The organism is Catenulispora pinisilvae (genome assembly GCF_015356865.1).
Classification (GTDB): domain Bacteria; phylum Actinomycetota; class Actinomycetes; order Streptomycetales; family Catenulisporaceae; genus Catenulispora; species Catenulispora pinisilvae.
Genome location: NZ_JAAFZA010000001.1, coordinates 74,992 through 98,429 on the forward strand (window position 1 = coordinate 74,992; position 23,438 = coordinate 98,429).

The 23,438-nt window shown below is 70.4% G+C and carries 17 protein-coding genes and 2 pseudogenes; 13 read left to right on the forward strand and 6 right to left on the reverse strand.

Annotation, left to right across the window (positions count from 1 at the left end):
* Positions 1-56: 56 nt before the first annotated feature.
* Positions 57-314 (reverse strand): glutaredoxin family protein, encoded by a 258-nt coding sequence (locus IZR01_RS00305; RefSeq protein ID WP_194922464.1) that lies wholly within the window; start codon positions 312-314, stop codon positions 57-59.
* A 112-nt stretch (positions 315-426) separates the two neighbouring features.
* Here IZR01_RS00305 and IZR01_RS00310 point away from each other — a divergent pair, with 112 nt between their 5' ends.
* Positions 427-2,694, forward strand: a complete 2,268-nt coding sequence (locus IZR01_RS00310; RefSeq protein WP_194922465.1) for an ATP-dependent DNA helicase UvrD2 — start codon at positions 427-429, stop codon at positions 2,692-2,694.
* Positions 2,695-2,701: 7 nt separating this feature from the next.
* Here IZR01_RS00310 and IZR01_RS00315 read toward each other — a convergent pair whose 3' ends face one another.
* Both IZR01_RS00315 and IZR01_RS00320 read right to left on the reverse strand, forming a co-directional pair.
* Positions 2,702-3,940: a hypothetical protein gene (locus IZR01_RS00315; RefSeq protein ID WP_194922466.1), complete on the reverse strand. Its 1,239-nt coding sequence runs from the start codon at positions 3,938-3,940 to the stop codon at positions 2,702-2,704.
* Entirely contained in the window at positions 3,940-5,211 is a 1,272-nt protein-coding gene (locus tag IZR01_RS00320) for a hypothetical protein (RefSeq protein WP_194922467.1), read from the reverse strand. The genes IZR01_RS00315 and IZR01_RS00320 overlap by 1 nt, the downstream gene beginning before the upstream one ends.
* Positions 5,212-5,662: 451 nt before the next feature.
* Between IZR01_RS00320 and IZR01_RS00325 the strand changes: the two genes are divergently transcribed.
* The 3 genes and pseudogenes from IZR01_RS00325 to IZR01_RS00335 all read left to right on the forward strand — a co-directional run bounded on the left by IZR01_RS00325 (position 5,663) and on the right by IZR01_RS00335 (position 6,917).
* On the forward strand, positions 5,663-6,088 hold the full coding sequence (locus IZR01_RS00325; protein ID WP_194922468.1) for a hypothetical protein: 426 nt from the start codon (positions 5,663-5,665) through the stop codon (positions 6,086-6,088).
* Between the two features lie 182 nt (positions 6,089-6,270).
* A pseudogene (locus tag IZR01_RS00330) lies at positions 6,271-6,531 on the forward strand (WhiB family transcriptional regulator); the annotation flags it as partial.
* 77 nt (positions 6,532-6,608) lie between these two features.
* On the forward strand, positions 6,609-6,917 hold the full coding sequence (locus IZR01_RS00335) for a hypothetical protein (RefSeq protein WP_194891076.1): 309 nt from the start codon (positions 6,609-6,611) through the stop codon (positions 6,915-6,917).
* Positions 6,918-7,228: 311 nt separating this feature from the next.
* Here IZR01_RS00335 and IZR01_RS00340 read toward each other — a convergent pair whose 3' ends face one another.
* Complete coding sequence (locus IZR01_RS00340; protein ID WP_194922469.1) at positions 7,229-7,555, reverse strand: hypothetical protein; 327 nt, start codon at positions 7,553-7,555, stop codon at positions 7,229-7,231.
* Positions 7,556-7,626: 71 nt separating this feature from the next.
* A complete protein-coding gene (locus IZR01_RS00345; RefSeq protein WP_194891075.1) occupies positions 7,627-8,781 on the reverse strand; it encodes an Mrp/NBP35 family ATP-binding protein in 1,155 nt (384 codons plus the stop codon).
* Positions 8,782-9,015: 234 nt separating this feature from the next.
* On the opposite strand from IZR01_RS00345, the gene serA reads away from it, so the two are divergent.
* A complete protein-coding gene (gene serA / locus IZR01_RS00350) occupies positions 9,016-10,608 on the forward strand; it encodes a phosphoglycerate dehydrogenase (RefSeq protein ID WP_194891132.1) in 1,593 nt (530 codons plus the stop codon).
* A 197-nt stretch (positions 10,609-10,805) separates the two neighbouring features.
* On the opposite strand, the gene IZR01_RS00355 is transcribed toward serA, so the two are convergent.
* Positions 10,806-11,636, reverse strand: coding sequence for a class I SAM-dependent methyltransferase (locus tag IZR01_RS00355; protein ID WP_194891074.1), 831 nt, complete (start codon positions 11,634-11,636; stop codon positions 10,806-10,808).
* A gap of 441 nt (positions 11,637-12,077) precedes the next feature.
* Between IZR01_RS00355 and IZR01_RS00360 the strand changes: the two genes are divergently transcribed.
* The 8 genes and pseudogenes from IZR01_RS00360 to ilvC all read left to right on the forward strand — a co-directional run bounded on the left by IZR01_RS00360 (position 12,078) and on the right by ilvC (position 23,305).
* The gene (locus tag IZR01_RS00360) at positions 12,078-13,154 is read left to right on the forward strand and encodes a 3-isopropylmalate dehydrogenase (RefSeq protein ID WP_194891073.1); all 1,077 of its coding nucleotides are present in this window, start codon (positions 12,078-12,080) and stop codon (positions 13,152-13,154) included.
* 231 nt (positions 13,155-13,385) lie between these two features.
* On the forward strand, positions 13,386-14,483 hold the full coding sequence (locus IZR01_RS00365) for a branched-chain amino acid aminotransferase (protein ID WP_194891072.1): 1,098 nt from the start codon (positions 13,386-13,388) through the stop codon (positions 14,481-14,483).
* Between the two features lie 61 nt (positions 14,484-14,544).
* A complete protein-coding gene (locus IZR01_RS00370; protein WP_194891071.1) occupies positions 14,545-15,810 on the forward strand; it encodes an MFS transporter in 1,266 nt (421 codons plus the stop codon).
* Between the two features lie 220 nt (positions 15,811-16,030).
* A complete protein-coding gene (cimA, locus tag IZR01_RS00375; protein ID WP_194891070.1) occupies positions 16,031-17,620 on the forward strand; it encodes a citramalate synthase in 1,590 nt (529 codons plus the stop codon).
* Positions 17,621-17,806: 186 nt separating this feature from the next.
* Positions 17,807-19,573 (forward strand): GGDEF domain-containing protein, encoded by a 1,767-nt coding sequence (locus IZR01_RS52025; protein WP_194891069.1) that lies wholly within the window; start codon positions 17,807-17,809, stop codon positions 19,571-19,573.
* A 192-nt stretch (positions 19,574-19,765) separates the two neighbouring features.
* Positions 19,766-21,526: an acetolactate synthase large subunit gene (locus IZR01_RS00385; RefSeq protein ID WP_194891068.1), complete on the forward strand. Its 1,761-nt coding sequence runs from the start codon at positions 19,766-19,768 to the stop codon at positions 21,524-21,526.
* Positions 21,527-21,690: 164 nt separating this feature from the next.
* A pseudogene (ilvN, locus tag IZR01_RS00390) lies at positions 21,691-22,200 on the forward strand (acetolactate synthase small subunit); the annotation flags it as partial.
* A 109-nt stretch (positions 22,201-22,309) separates the two neighbouring features.
* Positions 22,310-23,305, forward strand: a complete 996-nt coding sequence (gene ilvC, locus IZR01_RS00395) for a ketol-acid reductoisomerase (RefSeq protein ID WP_194891066.1) — start codon at positions 22,310-22,312, stop codon at positions 23,303-23,305.
* The last annotated feature ends 133 nt before the right edge of the window (positions 23,306-23,438 follow it).

The window sequence follows — 23,438 nt, forward strand, 5'->3', positions numbered from 1 at the left end:
AACATGCCGGGGCAGGACCTTCGAGGCCTGTGCCGTGAGCCACAGGCGCAGGAAGATCAGCTGGCCAGATCAGCCTTGAGCTGCGCCAACGAAGGGTTGGTGCGAACGATCGGGTCTCCACCGCCGGCCGGAATCGTTACCACCGTCGGGACGGTCTGGTTGCCGCCGTTGACGCTCATCACGTACTCCGCGGCGTCGGGTACCTGCTCGATGTCGACCTCGGCGAATCCGATGCCCTCGCGCTGGAGCTGGCTCTTCAAGCGGCGGCAGTAGCCGCACCAGGGCGTCGAGTACATCGTGATCTGGTCGCTCATCTTCCACTTCCTGTCGGGTGTCGGGAACATCCGGTGTGTGCAACCACGGCGGGGGCTCGATTCTTCCGCATCCGCGGCGTGGCTTGTCGGCTGTTGATGCGAACATGGACGGATGGCGCAGACTCCTCCCGGCTCCGGACCGGTCGCCGCCGGCGGGCTCCTGGAACAGCTCGACCCTGAGCAGCGTGCCGTGGCTGAGGCGCTGCATGGGCCGGTGTGTGTGTTGGCCGGGGCGGGGACCGGGAAGACGCGGGCTATTACCTACCGCATCGCCTATGGTGTCGCGACCGGGGAGTACATCCCGAGTCAGGTGCTGGCCGTCACCTTCACCCAGCGGGCGGCCGGGGAGATGCGGGGGCGGCTGCGGCAGCTCGGTGCCGGCGGGGTGCAGGCGCGGACGTTCCACGCCGCGGCGCTGCGGCAGCTTCAGTACTTCTGGCCGAAGGCGGTCGGTGGGCCGAATCCGCAGCTCATCGACTCGAAGATTCCGCTGGTCTCCGAGGCGGTGCGGCGGTTGCGGCTGCATGCCGAGCGGGCCGAGTTGCGGGACCTGGCCGGTGAGATCGAGTGGGCGAAGTCGACGCAGGTGGTGGCCGACGACTATGCCGGGGCCGCGGCCAAGGCGCTGCGGACGCCGCCGCGGGACGCTGCCGAGGTGGCCAAGGTCTACGCCGAGTACGAGAGTGCCAAGCGGGACCGCAACGCCATCGACTTCGAGGACGTGCTGCTGCTCACCATCGGCATCATGGAGGACCGGCCGGACATCGCCGCGACGGTCCGCAACCAGTATCGCTACTTCACCGTCGATGAGTACCAGGACGTCAACCCCCTGCAACAGCGCCTGCTGGACTGCTGGCTGGGCGACCGGGCCGATGTCTGCGTGGTCGGCGACGCCAGCCAGACCATCTACTCCTTCACCGGCGCCGACCCGCGTTATCTGCTGGACTTCGCCGACCGCTTCGACGACCCGACCATGGTCAAGCTGGTCCGCGACTACCGCTCCACGCCGCAGGTGGTGGCCCTGGCCAACGCGCTGCTGGACCGCGCCGAGGGCCGGGCCGCCAAGGCCCGGGTCCAGCTGATCGCGCAGCGGGCGGACGGGCCGCGGCCGAAGTTCGCCGAGCACCCGGACGCCGAGACCGAGGCCCGCGAGGTGGCCCGGGAGATCAAGAAGCTGGTGGACGCCGGGGTCCGGCTCTCCGAGATCGCGGTGCTCTACCGCATCAACGCCCAGTCCGAGGAGTACGAGCAGGCCTTCAGCGACGTCGGCGTGCCCTACATACTGCGCGGCGTCGAGCGCTTCTTCGAACGTCCCGAGGTCCGCGAGGCGATCCAGGTCTGGCTGCGCGGGGCGGCCAAGGCCCGCTCTGACAACGCCTCCGACGCGCTGCCCGGTCTCGGTGCGGGCGGCCCGGGCAAGGACGAGGGCGAGGCCGAGGGGGAGAGCCTGGCCTCCGAGGTCCGCGCGATCTTCTCCAGCCACGGCTGGACCCCGCTGGCCCCCAAGGGAGCCGGGCGCCTGCGCGACCGCTGGGAGTCGCTGGCCGCGCTGGTCTCGCTGGCCGAGGAGTACGGCCGCACGCACCCGGACGCCGGTCTCGACCGGTTCAGCGCCGAGCTGCGCGAGCGTGCCGACGCCCAGCACGCCCCGACCGTCGAGGGCGTCACCCTGTCCACCTTCCACGCCGCCAAGGGCCTGGAGTGGGACGCGGTCTTCCTGGTCGGCATGACCGAGGGCATGATGCCGATCACCTATGCCGAGACCCCGGAGCAGATCGAGGAGGAACGCCGGCTGCTCTACGTCGGGGTCACCCGCGCGCGTGAGCGGCTGTTCCTGTCGTGGGCGCTGGCCCGCTCGCCGGGCGGCCGGGCCAGTCGCTCCCCCTCGCGCTTCCTGGACGGGCTCCGCGGCGGCGTGGGCCGGGACCACCGCGAGGGCGCGGCGGGCGCCGTCATAAGGGGCGGCGGGGCCGGACGGCGCCGCGGCTCCGGCTCCTCGGCCGACACCGAGGACCGTCCGCGCCGGATCGTCGAACCGATCACCTGCCGGGTGTGTCACCGCTCCCTGATCGACGCGGCCGAGCGCAAGATCGGGCGCTGCGAGACCTGCCCGAGCGACCTGGACCCCGAGCTGTTCGAGGCGCTGCGCGAGTGGCGCTCGGGCCAGGCGAAGAAGCAGAAGCTCCCCGCCTACTGCGTCTTCACCGACGCCACGCTGACCGCGATCGGCGAGTCCTGCCCGGCCACCCCCGCCGCGCTGACCCGGATCGCCGGGGTCGGCAAGGCGAAGGCGGACCGGTACGGCGAGGAGGTCCTGGGGATCATCGCGGGTTCGCAGCCGGGGGCCGGTCCGCAGGCTGATACCGATACCGGGCGATAGCCGCGGATCACAGGTCGGGGCAGATCGCGGCGAGCTGGGCGAGCAGCGCCAACTGGAGATCGGCGGTCCCGGGCGTGAGCCCGTCGAACTGCGGCTGCACCGCCGAGGACAGCGGCGTGGCCGTGGTCCGGAACCGTGGATCGGCCGACTCCAGCCCGATCGGCGTCGCCGCGTTCAGGGACGCCCCGGCCTGCTGGGCCCCGCCGCGGATCGACAGGTAGTCGCCGAACTGGGAACAGTCGGTGACGCGGTCGGTGACATCCACGTCCAGCCCCTCGACTCCGATCATCTGCTCCGGCCCGGACAGGTCGCTCTGCGCGCTCACCCCGGGGACGGCCGGGGGCTTGGGCAGCGGGACCGCGACCTGGGCGGCGTCGGAGTCGATGTGCAGCGAGTAGCGCACGACCGGGTTCTGCGGGCTCGGGCTCGGGCCGTCGGTCAGCGCCGTGGCGCTCACCTGCGGCGGCATCAGCGTCAGCGCGTCGCCGCAGAGCCGGTAGAAGCTGGAGGTGGTGGCGAACCCGAGGTCGCCCACGATTCCGCTCAGCGCGTCGTCGGTGCCGGTCCCCGGATCGGCCGTGGGGTGGCCGGGGTCGAAGGCCAGCGTCAGGGTGGTCGGGGAGCCGGCCGGCTGGCCCTTCGCGGCCGCGGTGCGGATCGACAGCGTGACGCCGGTCGGGTACTCCCGCAGGTTCGGCGCGTCGCAGTGCACGGCGACCAGGCCGGTCAGCGATTCGGCGTCGCCGGGGGCGATGTTCATCCGGCCCGGCGTCGCCAGGACGTCGACCCCGGGCACCGACAGCTGCAGGTTGGTGACGTCCACCGGCTTCGCGCCGTCGTTGCGCACCGCGATGCTGAAGTGCGCCTGCAGCGGGGTCTGGAGGCTGCCGGGCAGGTCGACGCCGCCGTAGTCGCCGGACTCGCTCAGGGTCAGCGCGGCGCTGCCGCCGAGCAGGTGCAGCAGCGTCCGGTCCTGGGTCCGGGCCTGGGCGCCGTGCAGGTCGCCGCGGTGCACGGCCACCCCGGTCGCCCCGGCCCCGGCGGCCACCGCGACCGTTAGCAGCCCGGCCAGGACCCGGCGCCGGTGCCGGTCCGGATCGGTCTCGCGCACCGAGCGGACCGAGCGCAGCGGTGTCCGGTCGCGGAGCCGGTGCCAGGCCGCGGCCACCCGGTGCGGCGGGGTGAGGACCGGCGGGCCGGCCTGCGGGTCGAGCAGTTCGTCCTCGGACTCGATCAGGTCGGTCATCAGCACGCCGCCTTCTCCTGCTGGACCAGATCGCCGGCCAGCCGCAGCGACCCGGTCAGCGCCTGGTCGATGAACACCGGCTGGGACGAGCTGCCGTCGGTGGTGTCCGTCTCCTCCAGCATGGTCTCGCCGAGGATCGGGGCACCGGCCAGCACGCTGGTGCAGTTGTGGATGGAGATCGTCAGCCGGGCCGACGCGGACGCGCCGGGGGCGAGGTTGATGGCCTCCGGCTGCCAGTCGGTGCGCAGTTCGCTGTCGACCAGATAGGCGGGGTCGGAGCGGGTGGTCAGGACCTCGGGGTGATCGCTGGTGTTCTTCACGGTGAAGCCGAGCGCGAAGGTGCCGTCGGAGGCGGGGGTGAGCACCTTGTCGTAGCCGAACTCGATGCTGCTCGGGAACCGGCCCGCGTTGCCGATCGCGGCCGTGCGCTGGGCGGCCTTGTCCGCCGTGTATCGGGTGCAGGCGCCGCCGTCGGCCGAGACGATCTGCGGGACCGACGCGCCGTCCGGGCTGCCGAAGTCGAGCTGCCCGACGTCCGCGTTCAGCTGGGAGGACACCGTGACCCGGGTCGCCAGGGTCAGATCGCGCAGGTCGCCGTCGGCGTCGCGGACCCGGGCGTGCACGGCCGGGAACGCCAGCGCCGACCCGCCGCCGACACCGTCGGCGGCCGCGCCGAACATCCCGGTCTGCTGGCCCAGGACCACCGAGGGGCAGAACAGCTTGATGGTCAGCGCCACCTTGGTGGTGCCGCCGCCGGGGATCCGTGCCGAGGGGCCGAGCGGCTTCCAGCCGGTGCTGGACATCAGCAGGGTTCCGGCGTCGACGCTCACCGAGTCCAGGGTCACCGCGTCCGGGCCGTTGTTGGCGATCTCGACGACGTACTGGCCGACCGCCGAGCTGCCGGCGGCGTCGTAGGAGGAGACCGTCGGGTCGCCGTCGACCACGGAGTCCACGGCCAGCGAGACGACGGCCGCGCGGTCCGCCGCGCCGGCGACGTTGTCGAACCAGGCGGTGCAGGCCCCGCCGATGGCGCAGGCCAGGACGATCGCGGCCGCGGCGGCGGTGATCTCCCGGCGCGAGCGGCGCAGCCGGCGGCCGCCGGAGCGGACGGCGGCCAGGCGCTCGCGGAAGGTCAGGACCCGCCGGGCCGGCTGGTCGCCGGGCCCGTCCTCGGTTTCCTGGTCATCGATCCATTCGAAGACCTCTTCGCCGTCCTCGACCGGGCCGAAGACGTCGTCCTCGGCGCCCGACGGATCGCGGTTCGTATCCATATGTGCTCGCGCCCTCCCGCGCTCCCAGCGCTTACCCGCGCGCTCCCACGCTCTCAGATCCCCGCCCGCGGGCCCCTCGCGCTGATCGCTTGCCGCTCCCCGTCGCTTATCCCATCCTCGCTCATCTTCTCGCGAAGTTTTCCAGAAAGTTGGCGTGAAAGGGGTGACAGCCCCGTGCGGTTCTGACAGCATGGTCAGCGTCGAGGTTGGGGGCAACTGTGTCGACCGGGGTGGGGGCCATCGGAGCCGGAAAGTTCGGGCTCAAGGGCATAACCGCAGGTCAAAAATAGTTTGCGGTCCACAACGGGGATCACCTAACCTTCCGATGCGGGCGAGAGATCGCCCAAAGGCGCCCCGCGCGCCGCAACTGAAGATTTCCACTTGTAAAACGTGTGGTGCCGACTGCCAGCGGCTCCTGCCACACCGAGGCGAATGTAAGGAGGTGAGTTCCATGAGGCTGATGACAGATGTCGTCGTCGAAGGCGTGCAGGCGGTGATTCCTGCGCCGATTTTCCGCGGGTCCGGGAGCTCCGCCTCCGCTCACCGCCTGGTGTCCGGGCAGGAGTGCTTCGGCTCGGCCTTCGCCGCTTCGCAGGTGGAGTCCGTCTCCGGTACCGGCCTGGCCGGTGCGGCCGGCTTCCTGGGGCTCATCGCCCTGGGTGCGGGTCTGCTGGAGCGGCACGGCTATGTCGGTTCGCAGGGACAGGAGCGTCCGCGCCCCGTCACGCAGCCGGTTTTGGCCCAGGCCCAACTGAGTGGCGGCTCCGACCGCGATGACGACGGCAACGACAGCAGTGGCGACGACAGCAGCAAGGGCGACAACGGCAGCAAGCCGATGACCCCGTGGGACTTCCGCACCTCGGGTCCACCTGGATGAAGAACCCTCTTCAGCCGGCAGGACTTGAGGCCGCGGAATCCCGACAAGGGATCCGCGGCCTTCGTGTTTTCTCAACGCGCGACAGTACGGCCCGCGACGGTGACCCCGGAGCGGGAGCGGTACCGCAAGACCCGGCCTGAAGAACTCAAGCCGGGAGCAACCAACTGACGAGGTGACTCACAGTGCAGAACGTGTTCGACACGGTCGTCGAGCAGACCGACACCACCCTGCCCTGCCGGGCCTACGACCCGGAGGTCTTCTTCGCCGAGACCCCGGCCGACGTCGAGTTCGCCAAGGCGATCTGCGTCGAGTGCCCGGTGAAGGCCGCCTGCCTGGCCGGCGCCCTGGAGCGCCGGGAGCCGTGGGGGGTCTGGGGCGGTGAGCTCTTCGTCCAGGGTGTGATCGTCGCCCGCAAGCGCCCGCGGGGCCGTCCCCGCAAGGACGCCGCGGTGGTCGAGGCCCAGATCGCCGCCGAGGCCGCCGCCGCGGTCGAGGCCGCCAAGAAGGTTGCGATCCCGGCATGAACACCCACGGTCTTCCGCGCCAGCAGATGCTGCGTAAACCCGGCCACCGGGCCGAGAACCCGCAGCTGATTCAGCAGGACACGCAGTTCCAGCAGTACCCGAGACAGATTTCAGCGACCGCCGAGACCGGCGATCCCACAAGGAGTTTCAAGATGCTATTCCAATACGAAGAAGCCGCACGCTACCGATCACAGGAGATGCGGGACCAGGCCGAGCGACAGCGCTTTCTGCGCGAGGCCAGCCGTCTGCGCAAGCAGAGCACCCGGCGCGCGCGCCGGACGTTCGCCGGGATGTTCCTGAACTAAGAGGGTGGAAAGTGACGATTTGCGGTATACGGAACCGCCGGTCGACTACGGAAATAGCGAAACGGTCTAGGAGCAAGCATGGCTAGACAGGGGGCCCGCGCATCCTGGTTGGCTGTAAGGGCCTCCTGGCGACGCCAGGCGCCGCTCATAGGCCGTTTCGCGCCGCGAATTGTCACTTTCCACCCTCTAAGGAACCCCCGCACGGTGATGTGAGAATACGAGGGCTGGTCCGGATCGGGCCGGCCCTCGTTGTTCAGTCGCCTTCGGCGCTCGTCGCCCTAGGCGTCTTCCCGGCCGGGCGATCGCTGCGGTCAGGGCCGTTTCGTCGGCAGTGGTCGCAGCCCCGGCCAGCGTTCGAGCATCGCCTCCGTGACCAGCACTCGCTCGGCCGGGTTCGTGCCGAGCAGCCGGGGCACCACCGGCGGCGCGACGGCCGACGCGGCCCCGAGCGCCGCCACCTCCCGCGCGTAGCGCTCGTCCGCGCCGGGTCCCGCGACGAGCTGCTTCACGACGGCCGGGGTTCCGTCCAGCCACACCCGCCAGACCTTCGAGCGCGGGCTGCTGGCCAGCGTGCGCACGCGCTTGGGCGGGCCGAGCCGGCTTCTGAGCTCGTCGCCGAGCGGGGGTGCCGACCGCATGCGTTTCATGGTCGCACGCGGTCAGTGCCCTGCGAAGCGAGTTATTCGCGGCCCGCCGGAGCGCCGGGGAGCTACTTGCGGACCGGCGAGACGTTCAGCGACATCCCGACCAGACCGCGGCTGCGCGTGGCGATCTTGTCCGCGATGCCGATCAGCACCTGGGCCGCGGGGGAGTCGGGGTCCGAGGCGGTCAGGGGGACGCCGCTGTCGCCGCCTTCGCGCAGCCGGACGTCGATCGGGACCTGGCCCAGGAGCGGGACCTTGGTGCCGGTGGCGCGGGTCAGGGCCTCGGCCACGCTCTGGCCGCCGCCGGCGCCGAAGACGTCCACCTGCTCGCCGCAGTGCGGGCAGGGGAGCCAGGACATGTTCTCGATGACGCCGGTGATGCGCTGGCGGGTCTGGACGGCGATGGTGCCGGCCCGCTCGGCCACCTCGGCGGCGGCCTGCTGCGGGGTGGTGACCACCAGGATCTCCGCGTTCGGGACCAGCTGGGCCACCGAGATGGCGATGTCGCCGGTGCCCGGCGGCAGGTCGAGCAGCAGCACGTCCAGGTCGCCCCAGTAGACGTCGCCCAGGAACTGCTGGATCGCGCGGTGCAGCATCGGGCCGCGCCACACCACCGGGGAGTTGCCCGGGGTGAACATGCCGATCGAGATGACCTTGACGCCGCTGGGCGCGGTGGGGGCCAGGATCATGTCGTCGATCGGGGTCGGGGGCTCGGTGACGCCGAGCATGCGCGGGATCGAGTGGCCGTAGATGTCGGCGTCCACGACGCCCACCTTCAGGCCCTTCGCGGCCAGCGCCGCGGCCAGGTTCACGGTCACCGAGGACTTGCCGACGCCGCCCTTGCCGGAGGCGATCGCGTAGACCCGGGTCAGGCTGCCGGCCTGGGCGAACGGGATCTCGCGGTCCACCTGGCCGCCGCGCAGCTTGGTCTTGAGCGCCTCGCGCTGCTCCGAGCTCATCACGTCCAGCTCGACCTCGACCGCGGTGACGCCGGCGATGGTGCCGACCTCGCGCTTGATGTCGTTGGTCAGCCGGTCCTTCATCGGACAGCCGGCGACGGTGAGGAAGATGGCCACCTGCACGGCGCCGTCGGCGGCGACGTGGACCGCTTTCACCATGTCCAGTTCGGTGATCGACCGGTGGATCTCAGGGTCCTGGACCTTCGAGAGCGCATTGTGGATCGCGTCCTCGGTGATCCCGTGCTCGACGGCAATACTCATAAGGTCGATGCTACGTCTTAACCCCGGTGGCACTTAGTGCCACCGGCTATGCGCTGCATCACGCGAGGCCCCCGTCCCGGCATCCGACACACCGTCTCACTACGCGGCGCCACCCGTGAGCGGCACCTCTCAAGGTCTACACTGAGCCGCGTACAGCCCACATCACAGCGTCGTGGATCCGGGCGAATTCACTCCGACCTGCGTGAAGGAAGAGCTGTCGTGACCAAGCCTGTGGTGTCCGCGAAACCCGTCGTCCTGATCGCCGAGCAGCTGTCGCCGGCCACGGTCGACGCCCTCGGCCCCGATTTCGAGATCCGGAACTGCAACGGCGCCGACCGCGCCGAGCTGCTGGCCGCCCTGCCCGAGGCCGACGCGCTGCTGGTGCGCTCGGCGACCCAGGTGAACGCCGAGGCGCTGGCCGTGGCGAGCAACCTGAAGGTCGTGGCCCGGGCCGGTGTCGGGCTGGACAACGTCGACGTCGGCGCGGCCACCAAGGCCGGGGTGATGGTGGTCAACGCCCCGACCTCGAACATCACCTCCGCCGCCGAGCTGGCCATCGCGCTGCTGCTGGCCACCGCGCGGCACATCCCCAAGGCCAACGCCTCGCTGAAGTCCGGCAAGTGGGAGCGCAGCAAGTTCACCGGCGTGGAGCTGGACGAGAAGGTCGTCGGCATCGTCGGCTTCGGCCGGATCGGGCAGCTGGTCGCGCAGCGGCTGGCGCCGTTCGGCGTGCGGCTGCTGGCCTACGACCCCTACGTGCAGCCGGCCCGCGCCGGGCAGCTGGGCGCGAAGGTGGTCAGCCTGGAGGAGCTGCTGGCCGAGTCCGACTTCATCACCGTGCACCTGCCCAAGACGCCCGAGACCCTGGGGCTGATCGGCGAGGAGGCGCTGACCAAGGTGAAGCCGGGCGTGCGGATCATCAACGCGGCGCGCGGCGGCATCGTGGACGAGGCCGCGCTGGCCATCGCGATCAAGGAGGGCCGGGTCGGCGGCGCGGGCATCGACGTGTACGCCACCGAGCCGTGCACCGAGTCGCCGCTGTTCGACCTGGACCAGGTGGTCGTGACCCCGCACCTGGGCGCCTCCACCGACGAGGCCCAGGAGAAGGCCGGCGTGGCGGTGGCCAAGTCGGTCCGCCTGGCCCTGGCCGGCGAGCTGGTCCCGGACGCCGTGAACGTCCAGGGCGGCACCATCGCCCAGGACGTCCGCCCGGGCCTGCCGCTGGCCGAGCGCCTGGGCCGGGTGTTCACCGCGCTGGCCGGCGCCGCGCCCACCCAGCTGGACGTGATCGTCCGCGGCGAGATCACCCAGCACGACGTCAAGGTGCTGGAGCTGGCCGCGCTCAAGGGCGTCTTCGCGGACGTGGTCGAGCACTCGGTGTCGTATGTGAACGCCCCGCTGCTGGCCACCGAGCGCGGTATGGAGGTCCGGCTGACCACCAGCTCGGACAGCCCGGACTACCGCAACATGACCACGGTCCGCGGCGTCCTGGCCGACGGCTCGGTGGTCTCGGTCTCCGGCACCGTCACCGGCCCGCGCCTGGTCGAGAAGATCGTCGAGGTGGACGGCTTCCAGCTGGACGTCACCATCGCCGAGCACCTGCTGTTCCTGCGCTACACCGACCGCCCCGGCGTGGTCGGCCAGCTCGGCGGCATCCTCGGCGCGGCCGGCATCAACATCGGCGGCATGCAGGTCGCCCGCGCCGCCAAGGGCGGCGAGGCGCTGGTCGCGCTGACCATCGACTCCGTCGCCCCGGCCGCCCTGCTGGAGGAGATCAAGTCGACGATCGGCGCCGCCGCGGTGCACAACATCTCGCTGGAGAACTGAGCCGCACCGGCCGCGGCCGGGTGAGGCAGAGCGTTGCGATGGGCGGTCCCGGGTTCCGGGGCCGCCCATCGGCGTGTGGCGGAGCGGATGTGGGGCGAGCGGGTGTGGGCGAAAGCGGATCGCGGCCAACCGCGTGGGGCCGCCCGGGCTTGCGCCCGCCGCGACTACTGGTGACCGCGTCTCGGTGATCTCGCCCGCTACTCCGGCCGCCGCCCCCAAGCCGTCACGTGCGTCAGCGACAGGTCCACCACCTCGGGATCCTGCAACAGCCGCCGCGCCTCCCGGTACACCGCCTCGTCGAGTTCCATCCGCGGCCACAGTTGGTCCCAGGTCCGCAGCCAGAAGTCGTTCGCCGGGCTGTCGGCGCGCAGGACCGGGGTGGTGGCGGCCTCGCCGATGTCGGTCAGGCCCAGTTCGGCGAGCCGGCCCGGGTAGTCGCGGGCGAAGTGGAAGTCGGTGCCGATGGTGGTGTTCAGCATGCGGCGCATCGCGGCGAAGGTCTGGCGCAGGGCGGGGTGCGGGGAGGAGTGGGTGGCGAAGTCGACGTCGTCGCCGACCATGAGCCAGCCGCCGGGGCGGACCCAGGAGGCCAGGCGGGCCAGCAGTCTGGCGCGCTGCGGGGTGTGCATCAGCGTGGTGCGGCAGTGGACGAGGTCGTACTGGCCGGGCTCGGCTTCCAGGGCGTCGGCTTCCAGCGCGTCGAGGTTCGACGGGTTCGCGAAGGTGTTCAGCATGCGGACGCTGCGGTCCAGGGCCGTCACCGTGCCGCCCGGGTCTACTGCCCCGGCCAACCAGCGGGCCACGTCCCCGGGGCCCGCGCCGACGTCCAGGCACCGCCATCCGGGGGAGATGCCTAGGCCCTTGAGGCAGCGGAAGGTGTGCTCGTCGTACATGGCGGCGAGGGCTGAGAGGCGAGGGAGTTCGGTGGCGACGCGCTCGGGGCGGAAGAGCCGGTCGCCGTAGCGTTCGCGGCGGTGGTCGGGCTGGTGCGCGCCGGTTTCGGGGGTTCGGGTGGGAGCCGGGCTCATAGCCCCTGATTCTTCGCTGTCGGGGCGGAAGTGGCATGTGGGCGGCGAAGGGGACGGAGCGGGACGGTTCGCGGTGGTCTCACATCGTAAGAACATCCGCCCGCGGCGCAGACAAGATTTAGTCGGATGTCCTAGTGTTTTCCTTGCGCCGCAGGCCACCCTTACCGCGGTAGTCCCCCCAGCAGTACTCCGGCACCCTTCGGAGTCGTCCTCCTCTATGACGACCATCCGCATCACGACCCTGTCTGGAGTCCGCCATGACCCGCACCCGTCGCCCCCGGTCCACCTCCGCCGCCTCCTCCGAGGCCGCCGCGGCCGCCCGCGAGGCGTTGCAGCAGGCGCTGGATCGCCGCAGCCGCTGAGCGGCCGCGATCGCGATCCGCGTGTCCACATAGCGAACACTCGCAGCTTGCCCATCGAGACACGGTTTACCGTAGGACCATGACAGCACCCTCCTGCATCCGGTTGGCCGTGATCCCCGGCGACGGCATCGGCGTCGAGGTCACCGCCGAGGCCCTCAAGGTCCTGCAGGCCGCGCTGCCGCAGGACGTGAAGGTGGAGGGCACCGAGTACGACCTCGGGGCCCGCCGCTACCACGCCACCGGCGAGACGCTGCCGGAGGAGGTGCTGGCCGAGCTCAAGGGCTACGACGCGATCCTGCTCGGCGCGATCGGCGACCCCAGCGTGCCCTCCGGCGTGCTGGAGCGCGGGTTGCTGCTCAAGCTGCGGTTCGCCTTCGACCACCACGTCAACCTGCGGCCGTCGAAACTGCTCCCCGGCGTCGAGGGCCCGTTGCGCAAGACCGCGCCGATCGACTTCGTCGTGGTCCGGGAGGGGACCGAGGGTCCTTACACCGGCAACGGCGGCACCATCCGCTCCGGCACCGTGCACGAGGTGGCCACCGAGGTCAGCCTCAACACCGCCTACGGAGTCGAGCGCGTGGTGCGTGACGCCTTCGCCCGGGCGCAGGCCCGGCCGCGCAAGAAGCTGACGCTGGTCCACAAGACCAACGTGCTGGTGTTCGCCGGCTCGCTGTGGAGCCGGGTCTTCAACGCGGTGGCCGCGGAGTTCCCCGAGGTATCCACCGACTACCTGCACGTCGACGCCGCGACCATCTTCCTGGCCACCCAGCCGGAGCGGTTCGACGTGATCGTCACCGACAACCTGTTCGGCGACATCATCACCGACCTCGCCGCCGCGGTGACCGGCGGCATCGGGCTGGCGGCCTCCGGGAACCTGGACGTCACCGGCACCTTCCCGTCGATGTTCGAGCCCGTACACGGCTCGGCGCCGGACATCGCGGGGCAGGGCAAGGCGGACCCGACCGCCGCGGTACTGTCCGCCGCCCTGCTCCTGGAGCACCTCGGACGCACCAAGGCCAGCCCGGCCTTGTCCGAGGCCGCGCGCCGGATCGAGGAGGCCGTCGAGGCCGACCTCGCCGAGCGGGCGGCGAACGCCACGCCGCGGACGACCTCCGAGATCGGCGACGCGCTGGCGGCCAAGGCCGCTGTTTCGTAGTACGCCGCTGTAGTACATCCCATCCCATCCCGGACCGGCCTGGCGGCACAGGAGCGCCAGGCCGGCTTGTGTCGTGCGAGCAAATGCGCGCGGGCCGAGGTATTCCTCGCCCCGCTCCTGGGGTAACGTCTCAGATAATGGGATTTTCCCTGGGAGGGGCGTCGCGAGCTGCGCGCCTCGGCTAGACACCGGGCCAGAGCTGGCCGTCGAGGCCGTCAAGGAGGACGCGCGATGACACTCACCATCGAACTCAAGCCGAGCAGTACTCCCAAGTCGACCGAGGAGCGGGAAGCCCTCAAAGCGGTCGGCGGGTTCGGGCAGATCTTCACCGACAACATGGTCACGATCCGCTACACCGAGGGCCGCGGCTGGCACGACGCCGTCCTGGAGCCCTACGGTCCGGTGAGCCTGGACCCGGCCGCCTCGGTCCTGCACTACGGCCAGGAGATCTTCGAAGGGCTCAAGGCGTTCAAGGCCGCCGACGGCCAGATCGTCTCCTTCCGGCCCGACGCCAACGCCGCGCGCTTCAACCGCAGCGCCGCCCGGATGGCGATGCCCGAGCTGCCCGAGGACCTGTTCCTGGCCGCGATCGACGCCCTGGTCAGCACCGACCGCGAGTGGGTGCCCGAGGGCGAGGGCCGCAGCCTGTACCTGCGCCCGTTCATGTTCGCCACGCAAGTCGGCCTCGGCGTGAACTCGCCGAGCGCGGAGTACCTGTTCATGCTGATCGCCGGTCCCGCCGGCTCCTACTTCGCCGGCGGTGTGAAGCCGGTGACCGTGTGGCTCTGCGAGGACTACGTGCGCGCGGTCAAGGGCGGCACCGGCGAGGCCAAGTGCGGCGGCAACTACGCGGCCAGCTTCCTGGCCCAGGCCCAGGCCGTGGAGCAGGGCTGCGACCAGGTGGTCTGGCTGGACGGCTTCGAGCACAAGTACGTCGAGGAGATGGGCAGCAACAACCTGTACTTCGTCTACGGCGAGGGTGAGAACGCGCGGCTGATGACGCCCGCGCTCACCGGTTCGCTGCTGCCCGGCATCACCCGCGACTCGCTGCTCAAGGTCGCCGCCGACCTCGGCATCCCGGCCGAGGAGGGCACGATCTCGGTCGAGCAGTGGCGCCAGGGCATCGAGAGCGGCGAGATCACCGAGGTGTTCGGTTGCGGCACCGCCGCCGTGGTCACCCCGCTGGGCAAGGTGAAGAGCAAGGACGGCGAGTTCGCGATCGGCCACGGCGAGCCCGGCCCGGTGACGCTGAGGATCCGCGAGGCGCTGCTGGACATCCAGACCGGCAAGGCCGCCGACCTGCACCACTGGCTGCGCAAGATCGCTTGATCGTCGATCGATTACCTATTAATTAGTTGATATCCGCCGGGGCGTGGGGGAAGGTCGTCGGGTGACGCAGACCCTTACCGACACCTCGCCCCGGCGCTCCTTGTGGCGGCACCGGGACTTCCTGCTGCTGTGGGGCGGGCAGTCGGTCAGCGAGATCGGCAGCTCGGTGACCGTGCTGGCACTGCCGCTGGCCGCGGTGGTGCTGCTGAACGCCAGTACCTTCCAGGTCGGCCTGCTCACCGCGATGAGCACGGTCCCGTTCCTGCTCGTCGCGCTGCCGGCCGGGGCCCTGGTGGACCGGGCCGCCAAGCACCGGCTGATGATGTGGTGCGATCTGGGCCGGCTGCTGCTGATGGCCTCGGTGCCGCTGGCCACGTTCCTGCCCGGGATGCACCTGACGTTTCTCCACCTGCTGGTCGTCGCGCTGCTGGCCGGGGTCCTGACCGTGTTCTTCGACGTCGCCTACCAGAGCTACCTGCCGGTGCTGCTGGAGCGCGACGACCTGGTCGAGGGCAACGGCAAGCTCGGGACCACGCAGTCCTTCGCGCAGTTCGCCGGGCCCTCGCTCGGCGGGGTGCTGGTGGGGGCGCTCGGCGCGGCCCGGGCGCTGATCGCCGACGCCGCCAGCTACGGGCTGTCCGCGCTGTCGCTGTTCCTGATCCGGACGCCGGAGCCGCCGCCGCATCCGAGCCGCAAGGAGAGCCGGATCCGGGACGACATCAAGGAGGGGCTGCACTTCGTCGTCGGGCAACCGATCCTGCGCAAGGTCGTGGGCTGCACCGGCACCAGCAACCTGTTCAACTCGATGCTGATGGCCGTGGAGATCCCGTTCATGGTCCGGGTGCTGCACCTCAAGCCGGGCGGTGTCGGCCTGGTGCTCACCATGGCTGCGGTCGGCGGGATGGTCGGCGGCGTCACCGCCGGGCCGCTGGCCAAGCGCTTCGGCAGCGCCCGGATCATCTGGCTGGCGCCGCTGGTGCTCGGGCTCCCGGCGTTCCTGGCGCCGTTGGCGACCCCGGGCTGGGGCGTGCTGTTCTATCCGGCCGGGCTGGCGTTCTTCGGGATGATGGCGGTCGTCTACAACGTCGCGCAGGTCTCCTACCGGCAGGCGATCACCCCGCACGACCTGCTCGGCCGGATGAACGCCAGCGTGCGGTTCATCGTCTGGGGCACGATGCCGCTCGGTGCGCTGCTCGGCGGTGCGGTGGGTACCTGGCTCGGGCTGCGGCCCACTTTGTGGATCGCGGTGATCGGCAGCTATTCGGCCGTGGCCTGGGTCTTCTTCTCGCCCCTGCGCCACTTGCGGGATGTCACAGATCCCGTATGACGAGACACGCTGTCCCAAGGGCTTCCCGGTATGGCAGGGTTGTGGGCATGCAGCAGCCGCAGATTATTACGGCGTGCGCGCCGGCACCGGAGCAGCGATAGAACCACTGCCCACCGCCAGCGCGCAGACCTCTCGTGGATTCCCACGGGGGGCTTTTTGTTTTCTCTAGACAGCACGGCCTGTTTTCCCCAAGCCTGCACAGCCGAGGAGTATCGCCGCAATGTCCGTCTCCGACGACTTCCACGTCTACGACACCACCCTGCGCGACGGCAGCCAGCAGGAGGGCCTGACCCTCGCCGTCGCCGACAAGCTCGCGATCGCCCGGCACCTGGATGCCCTGGGCGTCGGCTTCATCGAGGGCGGCTGGCCGGGGGCCGTCCCGAAAGACACGGAGTTCTTCCGGCGGGCTCAGACCGAGCTCGACCTGTTGCACGCGCAGCTCGCCGCGTTCGGCAAAACCCGCCGGGCCGGTGTCAGCGCCGCCGACGACCCGTTGGTGGCCGCGCTGCGGGAGTCCGGAGCGCCGATCGTCACGCTGGTGGCCAAAAGCCATGACCGGCATGTCGAACTGGCGCTCCGGACCACCTTGGCGGAGAACCTGGCGATGATCCGGGACACCGTCGGACATCTGCGGGCCGAGGGGCAGCGGGTGTTCCTGGACGCCGAGCACTTCTTCGACGGCTACCTGGCCGACCCGGCCTACGCCCTGGAGTGCCTGCGCACCGCCGCCGAGGCCGGCGCCGACGTGCTCGTGCTCTGCGACACCAACGGCGGGATGCTGCCGACCCAGCTCGCCGACATCGTGCACGAGGCGCGCGAGTCGGTCGGCGCCCGGATCGGCATCCACACCCACGACGACGCCGCCTGCGCGGTGGCCAACGCGCTGGCCGCGATCGACGCCGGAGCCAGCCACGTGCAGGGCACCGCCAACGGTTATGGCGAGCGCTCCGGCAACGCCAACCTGTTCAGCGTGGTCGCCAACCTACAGCTCAAGCTGGGCCGCGAGGTGATCCCGCCGGAGGGTCTGGCCGAGATGACCCGGATCGCGCACGCGGTCGCGGAGGTGACCAATCTGGCGCCGAACCCGCAGGCCCCCTACGTCGGGGTGTCGGCGTTCGCGCACAAGGCCGGGCTGCACGCCTCGGCGGTCCGCGTCGACCCGGACCTGTACCAGCACATCGACCCGCAGCTGGTCGGCAACGACATGCGGATGCTGGTCTCGGAGATGGCCGGCCGGGCCTCGGTCGAGCTCAAGGGCCGGGAGTTGGGCTTCGACTTGTCGGCGGACCCCGAGACGCTGAGCCGGGTCGTCAACCGGGTAAAAGAACTGGAGGCCGGCGGTTACTCCTTCGAGGCCGCCGACGCCAGCTTCGAGCTCCTGCTGCGCGGTGAGCTCGGCGGGGCGCCGGTGTGCTTCTTCGAGGTGCTGTCCTGGCGGACCTTCGCCGAGCAGCTGGCCGACGGCGCCGTCGTCAACCAGGCGACGGTGAAACTGAAGGTGAAGGACGAGGAGGTGCTGGCCGCCGGCGAGGGCAACGGCCCGGTCAACGCTCTGGACATCGCGCTGCGAGCCGCGCTGGCCACGGCTTACCCGGTCCTGGCCGCGCTGGAGCTGGTGGACTACAAGGTGCGGATCCTGACCGGCGACCACGGCACCGCCTCGCGTACCAGGGTGTTGATCACCACTTCCGACGGTGAGGCCGAGTGGTCGACCGTCGGCGTGGACGAGAATGTCATCACGGCGTCCTGGCAGGCCCTGGTCGACGCGGTGACCTTCGGGCTCCTGAGCAAGGGGGAGACACTTCTGTGAAGAGGACCTGACAAGGTCTCCGAGCGGAAGGGGATTGACCCGATCGGTGGTGATTCCCCACCTCATCTCGGTTATCTCCCGCTAATATGACGGTGCGTAAGGGGTCCGTGCCCTAGAGTCAGCCTTCCGTTGGAAGTCAGCGAGGGTTGGTGACGCACTGCCATGGGACTGGACAGGCGAGGGCCGATGCGGGCCCTTGACGCCCGGCGGCTGCCCGGGGCGCGCATTCACGGCGTGCCGCCGGGCTATGCCGCCGTCGGCCTGCTGATCACCGCGCACGCCTCGGTGGCGCTGATCGGCCCGGCCGGCTCGGTGCCGGCCGTGATGGGCGACGCGGGTCTGGCCGCCGCCGCGGCCCTCGCGGCGGCGGCGTGCATCCATCGCACGATCCTGATGGTCCGCTTCTACCGGATGGCCTGTTTCCGGTGCTATTCCTGGCTGCTGGCCGGGCTGTCCTGCCTGGCCGCGGCGGTCGGGAACGCGGTGTGGGCCTGGTATGAGCTGGTCCTGGACGTCACCCCGCCGACCCCCTCGGCCGCCGACTGGTCCTTCCTGTTCTTCGGGCCGCTGGCCTTAGCGGCCTTCGTCACCGCGCACGGCGAGCAGGTGAGCCTGTCGGTGCGGGTCCGGCTGCTGCTGGACACCACGCTGGTGGCCGGCTCGCTGTTCGTGGTGGCCTGGGTGGTGGCCCTGGCGCTGGCCATCGAGCGGGTGGACTCCCCGGTGCGGACCTTCCTGGTCCTGGGCTATCCGGCCTTCGACCTGGTGCTGGTCAGCCTGCTGCTGGCGCTGCGGGCGCGCACGCCGGGGGAGCGCGGCGGGATCGGCACCGGGGTGCGGGTCGGCTACCTGATGATCGTGGTCTGCGACTCGATCTTCACCATGCCCGCGGTCCGCGAGGGCTACCGGTCCGGCGGCATCCTGGACACCGGCTGGTTCGCCGGCTACCTGGTGATCGCGGTGGCCGCCTGGTACGGGGACGGCTGGCGGCCCGAGCGGGTCGGCCGGACCGCCGAGGGCGCCGCGGACACCACCGCGTGCGGGGCCGGCTGCTCGGTCGGGCTGCACGACTGCGACGCCGCGACCGGCCGCGAGGTCGCCCTCGCCCTGGCCGCCCCCGACGTCCCGGCCATCGATCCGCTCAACCCGGGTACCCGGTTCATCGACTCGCCGTCGCGCTGGGCCGCGCTGCTGCGGACGCTGCGCGGGATACTGCCGTACCTGGCCGCCGCCTTCTGCCTGGCCGGGGTCCTGGCCGACGGATTGGACACCGAACGCCGGATGGACCCGGTGGTGCTGATCGCCGGGGCCGCGGTGCTGGTCGCGCTGGTGGCCCGGCAGGCGCTGACGCTGTTCGAGAACCAGCGCCTCACCGAGGACCTGCGCCGGGCCGCGGCGACCCTGCAACACCACGCCTACCACGACGCGCTCACCGGCCTGGCCAACCGCGCGCTGCTCACCGACCGGCTGGAGCACGCGCTGACCCAGCGGCAGGCCGAGTGGGAGCCGGTCGCCGTGATCTTCCTGGACCTGGACGGCTTCAAGGGGGTCAACGACTCGGTCGGCCACGAGACCGGCGACCGGGTGCTGGTCGAGGCGGCGTACCGGATCTCCAGCTCACTGCGGGTCGGGGACACCGTGGCCCGGTTCGGCGGGGACGAGTTCGTGATCGTGCTGGAGGTGGGCACCACGGTGGCCGGCGCGCTGGTGGTCGCCGAGCGGATCCGCGGCCGGCTGTGCGCGGAGTACTGCATCGAGGACCTGACGCACCGGCTCGGCGCCTCGATCGGCGTCGCCTTCTCCGAACCCGGCGGCACGGCCTCCAACCTGCTGCGCCGAGCGGACGCCGCGATGTACCGGGCCAAGACCGCGGGACGGAACCGGGTGGTCGCCGAACCGCTCGCCGCCACCTGGGCCATTTCGCATGGCGAGACCCCGGCGATCAATGCTTGACACAGGCGCGGGCTCAGGAGGAAGGTTGCGAACATGACGACACGAAAGTCGATTCTCGTACTTGCCGGGCGCGCAGGCTGAATCTGGTCCTCAATCAGGCCAGTCGGCTGCGCGCCACCCCTCGTTGGACCTCGGGTCCGGCAGGGGTTTTTTCTTTGGCCGAGTACGGCGATCCCAAGAAGAGAGATAGTCATGACAGACCGCAGTGATCAGCAGGCGATCTCCGGCGCCGCCTCGTTGATCCGCGCGCTTGAGGAGAGCGGGGTCGACACCGTTTTCGGCATCCCCGGCGGCGCCATCCTCCCGGCTTACGACCCGCTGCTGGACTCCACCCGGCTGCGGCACATCCTGGTCCGCCACGAGCAGGGCGCGGGCCACGCGGCCACCGGTTACGCGCAGGCCACCGGCAAGGTCGGGGTCTGCATGGCGACCTCCGGCCCGGGCGCGACCAACCTGGTCACCCCGATCGCCGACGCGCACATGGACTCGGTCCCACTGGTCGCCATCACCGGCCAGGTGTCCAGTACGCACATCGGCACCGACGCCTTCCAGGAGGCGGACATCGTCGGCATCACGCTGCCGATCACCAAGCACAGCTTCCTGGTCTCGCACCCCGACGAGATCGCCCGCACCGTCGCCGAGGCCTTCCACATCGCCTCCACCGGCCGTCCCGGCCCGGTGCTGATCGACGTCACCAAGGACGCGCTGCAGGCCACCACCGACTTCTCCTGGCCGGTCGAGATGGACCTGCCGGGCTACCGTCCGGTCTCCAAGCCGCACGCCAAGCAGGTGCGCGAGGCGGCCCGGATGTTGACCGAGGCCAAGCGGCCGGTGCTGTACATCGGCGGCGGCGTGCTGAAGGCCCGGGCCAGCACCGAACTGCGGGTCCTGGCCGAACTGACCGAGGCCCCGGTCGTGACCACGCTGATGGCCCGCGGCGCCTTCCCCGACAGCCACCCGCTGCACCTGGGCATGCCCGGCATGCACGGCACCGTCGCGGCGGTCACCGCGTTGCAGAAGGCCGACCTGATCGTGGCGCTGGGCACCCGGTTCGACGACCGGGTCACCGGCAAGCTGTCCAGCTTCGCGCCGAACGCCAAGATCGTGCACGCCGACATCGATCCCGCCGAGATCTCCAAGAACCGGGTCGCGGACGTCCCGATCGTGGGCGATTGCCGCGAGGTGATCGCCGACCTGGTGGTGGCGGTCCAGGCCGAGCACGCGGCCGGCCGGCGCGGCGACTACGCCGGCTGGTGGGAGCAGCTCAACGGCTGGCGCGGGACCTATCCGCTGGGTTATGACCTGCCCAAGGACGGCTCCCTGGCGCCGCAGCAGGTGATCGAGCACCTGGGGCGGATCGCCGGCCCCGAGACGATCTTCGCCGCCGGTGTCGGGCAGCACCAGATGTGGGCCTCGCAGTTCATCTCCTATGAGAACCCTTATACCTGGCTGAACTCCGGCGGCGCCGGGACCATGGGCTACGCGGTCCCGGCCGCGATGGGCGCCAAGGTCGGGAAGCCGAACTCGACCGTGTGGGCCATCGACGGCGACGGCTGCTTCCAGATGACCAACCAGGAGTTGGCCACCTGCGCCATCAACGACATCCCGATCAAGGTGGCCGTGATCAACAACGGCAGCCTGGGGATGGTGCGGCAGTGGCAGACGCTGTTCTACGGCAAGCGTTATTCGAACACCGATCTGCACTCGCGCCGCATCCCGGACTTCGTGAAGCTGGCCGAGGCCTACGGCTGCGTCGGCCTGCGCTGCGAGGACCCGGCCGACCTGGACAAGACGATCGAGAAGGCGATGTCGATCGACGACGCGCCGGTGGTCGTGGACTTCGTGGTGCACCGGGACGCGATGGTGTGGCCGATGGTCCCCTCCGGCGTCTCCAACGATGAAATCCTGGCCGCCCAGGACGTGCGGCCCGACTTCGGAGATGGCGAAGAATGAGACATCGCGAAGTCCTCGCTTTTAATCAGCACAGCGGAGATGGCGAAGAATGAGACATCGCGAAGTCCTCGCTTTTAATCAGCACAGCGGAGATGGCGAAGAATGAGACATCGCGAAGTCCTCGCCTTTAATCAGCACAGCGGCGAAGGGGAGGAGTAAATACCATGTCGATGCACACCCTTTCCGTCCTGGTCGAGAACAAGCCGGGCGTCCTGACCAGGGTCGCCGGCCTGTTCGCCCGCCGCGACTTCAACATCGAGTCGCTGGCGGTCGGGCCGACCGAGCACGAGGACGTCTCCCGGATCACTCTGGTGGTCACCGTCGAGGAGCATCCGCTGGAGCAGGTCACCAAGCAGCTCAACAAGCTGGTCAACGTGCTGAAGATCGTCGAGCTGGAGCCGACGGCCAGCGTCCAGCGCGAACTGCTGCTGGTCAAGGTCCGCTGCGACCAGGAGACCCGCGCCGAGGTGCTGGCCACGGTGCAGCTGTTCCGGGCCAAGATCGTCGACGTCGCCCCCGACGCGGTGACCGTCGAGGCCACCGGCGACCGGGAGAAGATCGAGGCGCTGCTGCGCGTCCTGGAGCCGTTCGGGGTCAAGGAACTGGTCCAGTCCGGGCTGGTGGCCATCGGCCGCGGCTCCCGTTCGATCGCCGACCGGCCGCTGCGCCCGGTCACCCCCGAGGACGTCCGGACGCATCACGAGGGCGGCCACGCCCACGGCGGTGCCAACGGCCGTTCTGACAACCAAAACCGCACCCACAGAAAGCAAATGAGCGACCACCATGGCTGAGATGTACTACGACGACGACGCGGACCTGAGCATCATCGCAGGCCGCAGCGTCGCGGTTCTGGGTTACGGGTCCCAGGGCCACGCGCACGCGCTGTCCCTGCGGGACTCCGGCGTGGACGTGCGGGTGGGGCTGCACGAGGGCTCCAAGTCCCGGCAGGCCGCCGAGGAGGCCGGACTGCGGGTGGTGACCGCGTTCGAGGCCTGCGAAGAGGCCGACGTGATCATGATGTTGGTGCCGGACCCGGTGCAGCGCAAGGTCTACGCCGAGGCCGTCGAGCCGAACCTGGTCCAGGGTGACGCGCTGTTCTTCGGGCACGGCCTGAACATCCGCTACGACCTGATCAAGCCGCCGGCCGGCGTCGACGTGTGCATGGTCGCGCCGAAGGGCCCGGGGCACCTGGTGCGCCGGCAGTTCGTCGAGGGCCGCGGCGTGCCGTGTCTGATCGCGGTGGAGCAGGACGCCACCGGCAACGCCACCGCGCTGGCCCTGTCCTACGCCAAGGGCATCGGCGGCACCCGGGCCGGGGTCATCAAGACCACCTTCACCGAGGAGACCGAGACCGACCTGTTCGGTGAGCAGGCGGTGCTCTGCGGCGGGGCCTCGGCGCTGGTCAAGGCCGGGTTCGAGACCCTGGTCGAGGCCGGCTACCAGCCGGAGGTGGCCTACTTCGAGTGCCTGCACGAGCTCAAGCTCATCGTCGACCTGATGTACGAGGGCGGGCTGGAGAAGATGCGCTGGTCGGTGTCGGAGACCGCGGAGTGGGGCGACTACGTCACCGGCCCGCGGATCGTGAACGAGCAGACCAAGGCCACGATGAAGCAGGTGTTGGCGGAGATCCAGGACGGCACCTTCGCCAAGAACTGGATCGCCGAGTACGACGCCGGTCTGCCGAACTACAAGAAGTACGTCGAGGCCGAGGCCGCGCACCCGATCACCGCGACCGGCCAGAAGCTGCGTTCGATGATGTCCTGGATCCGCGAGGACTGATCTCCTTCGCGCCGACAGGCGCTCGGCGAGGGGCCGGCTCCGCACATCCGTGCGGGACCGGCCCTTCGTGTTCTGCTTCCGTTCAGCCACACTCGTCACTCTTTTGGCATGCTCACGCTGAATGCCCTGATTG